Genomic DNA, 12,198 nt, shown 5'->3' with positions numbered 1-12,198 from the left:
GCATTAGCAATCATTGATAATATCAAGCATGGCTATACAAAATTTTAAACCAGTTTGGCGCTCTAGGATAGATATAGCGTGCTAAACTGGTTTTATTGTATTTGCTTGCCAGAAAATAAAAGCTCAGTATAATCTGAGTGAAATAACCAGAAATAAGCAAACACACAGCCCTTTTCTTATTTGCTCTTTTATCTACTAGATTCTTTATAGCCGTATTTTATGCTCAACTATAGGATTAAGTTATGCGCCAACTAAGTACTCAAGATGCTGATTTTGACAGTCAACTGACCCAACTGCTTGCTTTTGAAACCGTGAACGATGTTGAATTATTAAAAACCGTTGACGATATCATTGCAAAAGTACGTCATGGCGGCGATAGCGTGGTACTGGCGTTGAGCCAAGAATTTGATCAGCATCCTGCGACAACAATGCAATCCTTAGAGCTGTCTAAGGAAGCGCTTGCTGAAGCGTTTGCTACTCTTGATGATACCGTTAGAACGGCTTTGATGACGGCGGCCACACGCGTACAGACATTCCATGAGCGCCAAGTGCAAGAGACTTGGCAATATGAAGATGAGCTTGGCAATCGCTTGGGTCAAAAGGTCACGCCGCTTGATCGCGTTGGCATTTATGTGCCCGGCGGTTTGGCATCTTATCCATCTTCTGTATTGATGAATGCGATTCCTGCCAAAGTAGCTGGCGTTAAAGAAGTAATCATGGTGGTTCCAGCGCCAAAGGGCGTGCTTAATCCATTGGTGTTGGCAGCGGCGCATTTGGCACAAGTTGACCGCGTCTTTACCATTGGCGGTGCACAAGCCATTGCTGCCTTGGCATACGGTACCGAAACCATACCAGCCGTGGATAAAATCACGGGTCCTGGTAACAAATATGTCGCCGCAGCGAAGCGCGCGGTATTTGGTCAAGTTGGTATTGATATGATTGCCGGTCCGTCTGAAGTACTGGTATATGCAGAAGGCGAGGCGCAAGATCGCGCCGATTGGTTGGCGATGGATTTATTGTCACAAGCGGAACATGACCGTATCGCCCAAGCTATCTTTGTCACTACAAGTGAACAGCAGCTTGCAGAAGTAGCAGAGGAAATTGAAAAAGCCTTGGCAGAATTGCCAAAAGCTGATATCGCACGCGATTCGCTAAAAAACCGTGGCGCACTTATTTTGGTCAAAGACCGTAAGGAGGGTATGGCGGTGATTAATCGCGTTGCCCCTGAGCATTTAGAATTGTCTGTTGATAACCCTGATGCGCTGCTTAATGATATTCGTCACGCTGGCGCTATCTTTATGGGTCGTCATACGCCTGAAGCGATTGGCGACTACTGTGCCGGTCCCAATCACGTGTTGCCAACTTCGGGCACCGCGCGCTTTTCTTCACCGCTCGGTGTTTATGACTTCCAAAAGAAATCATCCATTATTTATTGTACTGAAGCGGGTAGTAAGCCGCTGGCTAAGACGGCAGATATTTTAGCGCAGCGTGAGGACTTAGAAGCCCATGCGCGTTCAGCCCGCTATCGTTATCAGGAAGATAGTTAACAACACAGTTGGATAACTCAACTTTAATAATTCGATTTTAATAATTTACGTTTAATAATTTACGTTTAATAATTTATGTGGCTAATTAGTAGGATAACTTATGAGTGAGTTAAAGATAGACACCAGGCTTTGGTCATCTAAAGCGCGTAATCTGTCACCTTACGTCCCTGGTGAGCAGCCTCAGCATGAAAATTTGTGCAAATTAAATACCAATGAAAACCCATTTCCGCCGTCACCAAAAGTCGGCGAGGCAATCGCAAAAGTCTTAGAGCAGCAAGCGGATGAGCTGCGTTTATATCCTGCGCCTGAATCTGACGACTTGCGCGCCGCATTGGCACAGTTATATAACCTTGATATCAATCAAGTCTTTGTCGGTAACGGCTCAGATGAAGTATTGGCGTTGGTATTTGCCAGCTTCTTCCTAAAAGAGCGCCCTGTTTTAGCGCCTGATATTAGCTATAGCTTCTATCCTGTTTATGCGCAAACTTTTGGCATTGAACTGGTACAAATCGCCCTAGGCGCGGATTTTAGTATCAGCCCTGATGCTTATCGCCAGCCTTGTAGCGGTATCATCATTGCCAATCCTAACGCGCCAACTGGTTTGTTATTATCGCTCGCTGATATTCGTAAACTTGCCGGTGAGCATTCAAATTCAGTGATTGTGATTGATGAAGCTTATATCGATTTTGCCCAAAAAGAAGAGGGTAGCTTAGATACAGAAGTGTCAGCGGTTAGCTTGATTAATGAGTTTGATAATGTGCTCGTGACCCAAACCTTTTCAAAATCACGCTCATTGGCTGGTTTACGTGTCGGTATGGCGTTTGGTAATGCTTCATTAATCGAAGCACTGACGCGTATGAAAAATAGCTTTAATAGTTATCCACTCGATAAGTTGGCGCAAGTAGGAGCAACCGCCAGTGTGTTAGATGTTGAGTATTTTACCCAGACCTGCCAGCAAGTCATTGACTTACGGCAAGTACTCACCGCTGAGCTGACGGCGCTCGATTATGATGTATTGCCATCGCACGCTAATTTTGTATTTGCCCGCCCAAAAGATGGTGACGCAAGTGCAGTAGCAAGTACGTTACGCGAGCAGGGTATCATTGTGCGTCATTTTGATAAACCGCGTATCAATGAGTATTTACGTATTACCGTTGGTACGGCAGCACAGAATGCGCGTTTAATTGATGCCTTAAAAGCCTTGCAAACAGAAGCTGAAAGCGTTGCGGATTGATAGGATATTTGTGATTTATACTTTAATAATCTAAAGCTGAATCGCAAAGTTATATAAATAAAAGAGCCTGCTAACGTAATGTTGAGCAGGATTTTTTATTGGTTTTTTATTTGTCTTTTAAATAAAGCTTAAGTTCTTTTCTTAATATTGTCTTGAGTTAAAACGCTTAACAGGTTGCCGACTTTATCGAGGCATTCTTGATATTCAGCATCACAGTCAGAAGCAACCGTGATACCGCCGCCTGCCCATAAGCTGACATGTCTTTCTTTTTCTAACTCATCATTTGATAAGGTATTGGCTTGTAAAGTACGAATCAATACATTCCATTGACCGCTGCCATCGAAGTTCATATACCCTAATGTGCCACAATAAGCACCGCGCGCTTCACCTTCTAACTCCCAAATGATTTCGACAGCGCGCTTTTTCGGCGTCCCTGTGATGGAACCAGCGGGCAAACTGCCAAACAATACTTTGAGAGGATGGGTATCTGTCTTTAGCTCAGCGGTGATGGTGCTGACCATATGATGCACATTGCTAAAGCTTTCAATCGCAAATAATTGTGGTACTTTGACGCTACCAATCTTGGCATATTTACCTAAATCATTGCGCAATAAATCAACAATCATGACGTTTTCGGCACGGTCTTTTTCGCTATCAATAAGTTGCTGTTTATAAGCATTATCTTGTTCAGTATTTAGTCCACGCGGCATCGTACCTTTAATAGGCTTAGTACGTATATGGTGCTTGCCAGTGTTACCGTCTTTATTAAAGGTAAAAAACAGTTCAGGCGAGCAGCTTAACAATTCAAATTGATTGTCTTGCGTATCAACGCTCATTTCACTATCAAAATCATTAACCGCTAAATACCCTGCAAACGGCGCTTGGGTATTACGATGCAGGGCAGGTAAATAGTCGATAAGCATCGGTGTAACATTATCAGTAAGGCTTTGATTAAAAGCGCCTTGCCATTGTTGGGTGAGATTGATTTGATAGCAGTCACCCTGTTGCAGATACTTTTGCGTCTGGTCAAAGGCTTGTTGGTAATCTCTCTTGCTCCATTGCGCTTCTAATAATAAAGGCGTCGTTTGATATGATTCTTCGAGCGCTGGTTTTTTAAAAGTTTGATTAGATAACTTACTGTCCAATTTGTCTAAATATGAGATAAGCGCTTTAATTAGTGCGCTTTTTTGTTCGTTCTCGTTCTCAGCTTCAGTGAAACTGTCTTTTATAGTGAGCTGCCAACTGGTTTGCTCAGCGTTTAGTGTTAGATAAATATCATAATGTCCTAAGACGGCACAAGGCTGCGCTGCTAGCTCGATTTTGGCAGCTGGACTAAGGTCATGAGCGGCAATATCATAACTAATAAAGCCTATCAAGCCATGCTGATAACTTGGCTGTTGCTCGATTTCTGTAGTTGAGGAGGAGGAGTTATTATGAGTATAATCTATATCATAAGCCTGACTATAAGCAATCAAATCCTCTTGCCAGTCGCTATAACTCATATAGGCGCTAGTAATCGCTTGATTGGTTTTATCATGACTAGGTGAGCCATCACGATAGTTTTTCATGACTTTATAAATAGGTACTTGTTTATCAGAGTATGCTGCGTCATCAGTAAAATAATAAACGGACCAGCTCATTTTTGGTAATAAACCAATCACGGGGTGGCCATCGTTATTTAGCCAAACCAGTTGCCAGTTTGCTTTAGGATTCTGTGCGCATAGATAATGCTGTAGCTGTGGCATTAATTCGGCAGCCGTTAGCCCACCAAAACGCCAGCTAGGGTAAGTAGCTGGCGATGAGGCAGATGCTGTCTGCTTATTTCTAAAATGCGGTGCTACAGGCATAGTTAGGCGTCAAACTTTTTAATAATTAGAGTAGCGTTAGTGCCACCAAATCCAAAGCTATTGCTCATAAGCGTTTCAAGCTTAACGTCACGCTTTTTAGTAACAATATCAAAGCCTTCAGCAGCAGGGTCTAATTCTGTAATATTGATACTAGGCGCGATAAAGCCTTCTTGCAGCATAAGTAAGCAATAAATCAATTCTTGCGCGCCGACTGCACCCAAGCTATGACCGGTCATGGACTTGGTTGAGCTGATAGCAGGTACTTTACTAGCATCATCACCAAATACTTTGGCAATGGCTTTAAGCTCAGTTATATCGCCTAGCGGTGTACTGGTACCATGGCTATTGATATAATCAACGCTTTCTAAACCTGCTTCAGCAAGGGCAAGTTGCATACAGCGGACAGCACCTTCGCCACTTGGAGCAACCATTTCAGCGCCATCAGAGCTGGCACCATAACCAACGATTTCAGCCAAGATATTGGCACCGCGTGCTTGGGCATGCTCAAGACTTTCAACCACCACCATCGCGCCGCCTGCTGCAATCACAAAGCCATCACGATTTTTATCATAGGCTCTAGAAGCAAGCGTTGGCGTGTCGTTATACTGCGTACTGACCGCGCCCATGGCATCAAACATACAAGACTGCGTCCAATGCTCCGCTTCACTACCACCAGCAAGTATCACATCGGCTTTACCAAGCTGGATAAGCTCGGCGGCATGACCAATACAATGCGTTGACGTTGCGCAAGCAGAGCTCAATGAATAAGAAACACCTTGGATTTTCAAACCCGTTGCAAGCGCCGCGGATACCGAGCTGCCCATGGTTTTTGGCACCGCCATTGCACCGACACCGCGTAGACCTTTTTCACGCATCGCATCGACAGCATTGACGATATTTTCAGTTGACGCCCCGCCTGAGCTTGCGACCACACCCACGCGTGGGTTATGGTTAATGGTCTCAAGCGAGAGGCCCGACTGCTCAATGGCGTCCAAAGCGCTGACATAAGCATAAAGGCTGGCATCACTAAAAAAACGCTTCAATTTACGATCGATGCCCGACGTATCAAGTTCTGATTGATTAATACTACCGCTAACGTGTGATTTAAAGTCGTGCTCAGCATACGATTCATTGAACGTAATACCTGAGCGCCCTTGTTTAAGAGCATCGGTGACAGTCGCCAAATCATGTCCGATACAAGAGACAATCCCTGCTCCAGTGATAACAACGCGGCGCATATACTATTCCTTATGAGTAACGATTTTTTGATAATTACCTTTAACAATCGCTTTTAAGTATTTACTGCTATTATTCAACACCCCAACCTTTCACCTTTAATAAAAAGCTTTTAGGAGGGTTTAAGACGCTAAATGCTTATTTGACAGTGATTACAGTGTTTTTACAGTCATGCTAGTGGTTAGCATAAAACGTTATTCTTTATAAATCCTGCGTGCTAATTCAAAGTACAACTGTACTTTGAATTATGGCCTATGATAACGTATCAAGGGTTTAAAATCTTGGCGTAAGTGTAAAATAACGACAAAATCATGCTTATTATTAAAAATAACTGCTCGGTATTATTATAGATCTAGCACTATATCTACATGGTGATAAAGAGGCCATGAAATTATGAAATCTGGCTGAGAATAGCATAAACTCATTCACGCCACAGCGCATTTAGTTATATACTAAAGCCGAAAATAGCTATAAGTAAGTGATACTTTTAGATACAAAACTGGCAGTGATGATAACATTGTTGGCACTGACAGTAATCATTCGCGTTCGCTAGAATGACAGTCAATTTAAGATGTATCTATTTAAGAACTATCTATAAATAATATTAATAACAAACAATCATCATATTAAGGATATTAAGATGGCAAAGCGTAGCACTCTATATAAAGGCATCAGCAGCGTTGGTTCTTTTACTCGCAATAACTTAGAACGTATGGGCGCAATGATTGATAGCGTCAACGCCAAGAGCGGCAAACCGCGTCAATTTAAAGCGGTAAACCTAGGCGATGAAGACTATCAACAAGATTTATTCCGTGAGCAAACGTTAAAAGCAACGCAGCAACTATTGGGCACGCGCTTCGCCACTTATAGTAAATATGCCAAAAAAGTAGTGCCAAACAGCTTGTTTGAATCAACGGTCGATGGTGCTTTTGCCCAAGTCGCTAAGCTTGCTGCCAATTGGAGTCAGATTGATCTGCCAAATCAGCATCGTTTTGCTAATATTGCAAGCTTAGATAACGAAGAGCGCTATGCACTGGCCACTGATATTGCCAACCAAAACCGTGCTTTGGCGACGTTAGGTGGTTTGACAGGTCTAGCTGGCTTGCCAGGTTTACTCGCGGATACCTTGTGGTTGTTATTGGTATCATTGCGTACCGTTTATCAATTAGGTGCTGTTTATAATAAGCCGTTAACGGGCAAACAAGGCGTCAAGATGGCTTATGAGCTGCTTGCCAATGCCGATTTAAGTAAGATGCAAGAAAAACAAGCCTTGCTAGCGGGTCTTGGTATCGGTAAAGGCTTACTCGATAACGCGCAAAGTAGCGGTCTGCATAATGAGCTGAAAAACTTAGGCTTGCAGAATAAAAGCGTCAATTTTTATGCTGAGCAAGTAGATAGTATTGCCAGTCAAGTTGGTATTGATTTAGACCAAATTAATTTGTCATGGATACGTCGATTCTTACCGGCGACTGCCGTAATTATCGGTATGCGTTATAACAGTCAGCTGATTGATGAAGTGATTGGCGTGGCGCAAGCGACTTTTGCGCCAGAAGCCAAACTTGCTAACCGTGCGATTACCGACGATAGCAGTAGTGAAGCCGAAGTGAGCAAACCTGCTAGCGCTGATAATAAGCCTGATAGCACTAATAAGCAGCAAGATACTGAGAAAAATACTGACAAAGAATTAAGCAAAGATGCTGACAGCAAAAAAGAGTCCGCTAAAAAAAGTGTTAAAGAGGGCGCTCAAGAAACTGAAAAAAAGAGCGACAAAAAAGAGCCGAAAAAGGATGATGCTGATAAGACAGCTGATAAAACATCAAGCAAAACCGATAACGCCGCTAACAAGCAGAGTAAATAGAAACCTTCTAATACTTAACGCTATTAGCGTTAAGTATTAATTGCTCTTTAATCTGTTCTTTATTCATTTTATTTTAGATAACTTGTTTATATAAGAGTAGAGATGGCGATACTGTCTTTTTTTTCATTACGTTATTTTTCATTATGCTTATCTCTCGTTGAAAATTAGGTGTTATTTGAAAAATAAGCTTGAAAAATAACATAGTGTCGCCATTTAGCTTTTATAAGTTGCTATTTGTTTATTTCTAAATATCTTATCTGAACGATGTATGACGCTACTTTCGATACCATATTTAGCAAGCTGATTTTAGCGAGTTTTTAACTAAAAACAGATAAAGTGGTATAGTGGTGGGCGTAATGCATATCTACCAATTGTTGTAAAGTACAATCACTCATAAGTGGTTGAAATAGCAGCAACAACTCTTTATAATACACTGTCCTAAAAATGGGTGTGCCAAAATCTGTCGTTAAAGTCAGATGGATGGTGCGTTTCCCTATTTTTTTGTTTTTTACCAAACGGGAGAAGGATGCCTCATGGCAACAACTAACCAATTGATTCGTAAAGGTCGCAAAACCATCAAGGAAAAGTCAAAAGTTCCTGCGTTGGAAGCGTGCCCACAACGCCGTGGTGTATGTACTCGCGTATATACTACTACCCCTAAAAAACCTAACTCAGCCATGCGTAAAGTATGTCGTGTACGTTTGACTTCAGGCTATGAAGTATCAAGCTACATCGGCGGCGAAGGTCATAACCTACAAGAGCACAGTGTTGTTCTTATCCGTGGTGGTCGTGTAAAAGATCTACCAGGTGTACGTTATCACACCGTTCGTGGTGCACTAGATTGCGCAGGCGTTAAAGACCGTAAGCAAGGTCGTTCTAAATATGGTGCTAAGAAGCCTAAAGTTTAATAACCAAACGTTATTAACTGAGATTCTTTGTATCACCCATTAACTGTGCATGGGTCAGGTGTTAACGGTAGCTTTGTTAAATTAATGATTTGCTGTTATAACATACCGCCGTGCAGTAAGGCTGACTGACAACTCGATATAACGCCATCCAATATCAATTGGTGCGAGATTGTGAATGTCAGACACTCCTGAAGAAAAGGATTATTATTATGCCAAGACGTCGCGTCGTTGCTACCCGTGAGATCCTACCGGATCCTAAGTTTGGTAGCCAAACTGTTGCAAAATTTATCAACCATGTCATGAGTCATGGTAAAAAGTCTACTGCTGAGCGTATCGTATACGGTGCTCTTGAGACAGTTAGCGAAAAACGTAAGATCGAAGACCCAGTCGCTTTCTTTGAAGAAGTTCTAGAAAACGTCCGTCCAATGGTCGAAGTAAAAGCTCGCCGTGTTGGTGGTGCAACCTACCAAGTACCAATGGAAGTACGCCCCTCCCGTCGTACTGCCTTGGCTATGCGTTGGTTAGCTGAAGCTGCTGCTAAGCGTTCTGAAAAATCAATGGCTTTGCGTCTTGCAGGCGAATTGAATGATGCTGCTGACGGCAAAGGTAATGCTATGAAAAAGCGTGACGAAGTTCACCGCATGGCAGATGCTAACAAAGCATTCTCTCACTACCGTTTCTAAGCTAGCATTAATTTTTTAATTCTAGCCTAGGCGCTTAGGATTAACGGTTTCGGCCAGTTAATCCTTGTATTGTTGATTTATTCTATTGATTGCCGCCATCATCATTGGGTTGTTTAATGGTTACCATCGTAAGGTGAGTAAAGCGTTAAACCGCCTAGATGGCGGACATCTGTCAAGATGCTGTTCTGAAAGGGATACTACTTTAAGAAGCCTGCAAAGTTACAATGCTTGCAACGCTCACAAAGAAAGTTTCCTGAGTTTGATGCCGCACTATTCTTGTATTTACTCTTTTTTTGTCCGTATTTGGCCCAATAATCAGTAAGTAATATAACGGAGCCGATGGCTTTGTCATAGAGAGTATGAGGTAGAGACACAACACATTAATATATACACGAATTTCCTTAGGAAAACACTATGGCTCGTAAAACTCCCCTAAAGCGCTATCGCAATATTGGTATCTCAGCGCACATTGATGCTGGTAAGACGACCACTACTGAGCGTGTTTTGTTCTATACCGGTGTTAGCCACAAGCTTGGTGAAGTTCATGATGGCGCAGCTACCATGGACTTTATGGAGCAAGAACAAGAGCGCGGTATTACTATTGCTTCTGCGGCGACAACTTGTTTTTGGTCAGGTATGGCCAAGCAGTTTGATGAACACCGTATCAACATCATTGACACCCCAGGTCACGTTGACTTCACGATTGAAGTAGAACGTTCTATGCGTGTACTTGATGGCGCGTGCATGGTTTACTGTGCAGTAGGCGGCGTTCAGCCACAGTCTGAGACCGTATGGCGTCAGGCAAACAAATACAAAGTGCCACGCTTAGCATTCATTAATAAAATGGATCGTGTTGGTGCTGATTTCTACCGTGTGGTAGAACAGATCAAAACTCGTCTAGGCGGCAATGCAGTACCATTGGTTATCCCAATTGGTAAAGAAGACAACTTCGAAGGCGTTGTGGATCTAGTGACTATGAAAGCCATCTATTGGGACGAAGCGTCTCAAGGTATGGAATATGAAGAGCGCGAAATCCCAGCTGAATTACAAGAAAAAGCGGAAGAATTTCGCGAGTATCTAGTAGAAAACGCTGCTGAAGCGACCGAAGAGCTGATGGAGTTGTATCTAGAGAATGGTGAATTGTCAGTAGAGCAAATCAACACTGCGATTCGTCAGTTGACAATTGATAACAAAATCATTCCATTGCTTTGTGGTACTGCCTTTAAAAACAAGGGCGTTCAAAAAATGTTGGATGCGGTTATCCAGTATCTGCCAGCACCAATGGATGTACCGGCTATCAAAGGTATTCTTGATGACAAAGACGAGAGCGAAGGCACTCGTGAAGCATCTGATGAAGCACCTTTTGCAGCACTAGCGTTTAAAATCATGAACGACAAGTTCGTCGGTAACTTAACCTTTGTTCGTGTCTATTCTGGTGTTTTAACGCAAGGCAGCAGTGTTTATAACCCTGTTAAAATGAAGCGTGAGCGCGTTGGCCGTATCGTACAGATGATGGCAGATGCTCAGGTAGAACTACAAGAAATCCGCACGGGTGATATCGCAGCGCTAGTTGGCATGAAAGATGTGACTACTGGCGATACGCTATGTGATGAGCAAAATGTTATCACGCTTGAGCGTATGGAATTCCCAGATCCTGTTATTAGCCTAGCAGTTGAACCTAAGACCAAAGCTGACCAAGAAAGAATGTCTATCGCTTTGGGTCGTTTGGCAAAAGAAGATCCATCATTCCGTGTCCACACTGACGAAGAGTCTGGTCAGACGATCATCAGTGGTATGGGTGAGCTACATTTGGAAATTCTTGTTGACCGTATGAAGCGTGAGTTTGGCGTTGAAGCAAACATCGGTGCGCCGCAGGTTGCTTATCGTGAAACGATTCGTAACACCGTTGAACAAGAAGGTAAATTCGTACGTCAAACCGGTGGTCGTGGTAAATTCGGTCACGTTTGGTTACGTCTTGAGCCTATGGACCCAGCGGGCGACGTTCTATATGAATTCGCTGAAGAAGTTGTTGGTGGTACGGTACCAAAAGAATTCCACGGTGCGGTTGATAAAGGTATTCAAGAACGCATGAAAAACGGCGTACTTGCTGGTTACCCAATCGTTGGCGTAAAAGCAACCTTGTATGATGGTTCTTACCATGATGTTGACTCGGATGAGTTATCATTTAAAATGGCTGGTTCTATCGCTTTCCGTAAAGGCTTCATGGCGGCTAACCCAACCCTACTTGAGCCAGTAATGAAAGTAGAAGTTGAAACGCCTGAAGATTACATGGGCGATATCATGGGCGATCTTAACCGTCGTCGTGGTATGGTTCAAGGTATGGAAGACTTACCTGGCGGCACTAAGCAGATTCGTGCTGAAGTACCATTAGCGGAAATGTTTGGCTATGCCACACAAATGCGCTCAATGTCACAGGGCCGTGCAACGTATTCAATGGAATTCCAAAAGTACGCTGAAATTCCAAAATCAGTTTCAGAATCTATCATCTCTAAATTCAACAATAAAGATGAAGACGAGTAAATAAATCTTATTAAAATGACAATATAGGGCATATCTTTATATTGTCAGCAGAGAATGCGCCAATAATTGGTTAAAAGACTTGTTATTGGCTGCGATTTTCTTATAATATCTGCACATTAGTATGTGCACCCTTTTAACAACTATTTTAATGTGGCCAGTAATGCTTTAACCCTAGTACATAAACTATCGTACTTATATCAGTTAAGCACTGACCCCAAAAAAAAGAGGAAATACCCATGGCAAAGGCCAAGTTTGAACGCAGCAAGCCACACGTCAACGTCGGTACTATCGGACACGTTGACCACGGTAAAACAACCCTAACCGCCGCTATCGCAACCGTAGCA

Annotated in this window: 9 protein-coding genes; 7 read left to right on the top strand and 2 right to left on the bottom strand. The window is 42.8% G+C overall.

The features are described from left to right. Positions 1 to 242: 242 nt before the first annotated feature. On the top strand, positions 243 to 1,547 hold the full coding sequence (gene hisD / locus JMW39_RS10910) for a histidinol dehydrogenase (protein ID WP_201546493.1): 1,305 nt from the start codon (positions 243 to 245) through the stop codon (positions 1,545 to 1,547). Positions 1,548 to 1,647: 100 nt separating this feature from the next. Continuing rightward, on the top strand, positions 1,648 to 2,781 hold the full coding sequence (gene hisC, locus JMW39_RS10905; protein WP_201546492.1) for a histidinol-phosphate transaminase: 1,134 nt from the start codon (positions 1,648 to 1,650) through the stop codon (positions 2,779 to 2,781). A 128-nt stretch (positions 2,782 to 2,909) separates the two neighbouring features. On the opposite strand, the gene JMW39_RS10900 is transcribed toward hisC, so the two are convergent. Together JMW39_RS10900 and JMW39_RS10895 are read right to left on the bottom strand one after the other, a co-directional pair. Next, entirely contained in the window at positions 2,910 to 4,628 is a 1,719-nt protein-coding gene (locus tag JMW39_RS10900; protein WP_201546491.1) for an anthranilate synthase component I family protein, read from the bottom strand. Positions 4,629 to 4,630: 2 nt separating this feature from the next. After that, positions 4,631 to 5,866 (bottom strand): beta-ketoacyl-ACP synthase II, encoded by a 1,236-nt coding sequence (locus tag JMW39_RS10895; protein WP_201546490.1) that lies wholly within the window; start codon positions 5,864 to 5,866, stop codon positions 4,631 to 4,633. 638 nt (positions 5,867 to 6,504) lie between these two features. Between JMW39_RS10895 and JMW39_RS10890 the strand changes: the two genes are divergently transcribed. The 5 genes from JMW39_RS10890 to JMW39_RS10870 all read left to right on the top strand — a co-directional run. Next, positions 6,505 to 7,722 (top strand): EcsC family protein, encoded by a 1,218-nt coding sequence (locus tag JMW39_RS10890; protein WP_201546489.1) that lies wholly within the window; start codon positions 6,505 to 6,507, stop codon positions 7,720 to 7,722. 533 nt (positions 7,723 to 8,255) lie between these two features. After that, positions 8,256 to 8,630 (top strand): 30S ribosomal protein S12, encoded by a 375-nt coding sequence (gene rpsL / locus JMW39_RS10885; protein ID WP_011281154.1) that lies wholly within the window; start codon positions 8,256 to 8,258, stop codon positions 8,628 to 8,630. Between the two features lie 209 nt (positions 8,631 to 8,839). Beyond that, on the top strand, positions 8,840 to 9,313 hold the full coding sequence (gene rpsG, locus JMW39_RS10880; protein WP_183621326.1) for a 30S ribosomal protein S7: 474 nt from the start codon (positions 8,840 to 8,842) through the stop codon (positions 9,311 to 9,313). A 414-nt stretch (positions 9,314 to 9,727) separates the two neighbouring features. Next, a complete protein-coding gene (gene fusA / locus JMW39_RS10875; protein ID WP_201546488.1) occupies positions 9,728 to 11,854 on the top strand; it encodes an elongation factor G in 2,127 nt (708 codons plus the stop codon). Between the two features lie 236 nt (positions 11,855 to 12,090). After that, on the top strand, positions 12,091 to 12,198 hold a 108-nt coding region (locus JMW39_RS10870), incomplete at its 3' end, for a GTP-binding protein (RefSeq protein WP_227671040.1).

Origin of the sequence: Psychrobacter immobilis (assembly GCF_904846175.1) — a bacterium.
Taxonomy (GTDB): Bacteria; Pseudomonadota; Gammaproteobacteria; order Pseudomonadales; family Moraxellaceae; genus Psychrobacter; species Psychrobacter immobilis_E.
The sequence above is the reverse complement of the archived record's forward strand: the minus strand, read 5'-3'. Positions and strand labels throughout refer to the sequence as shown.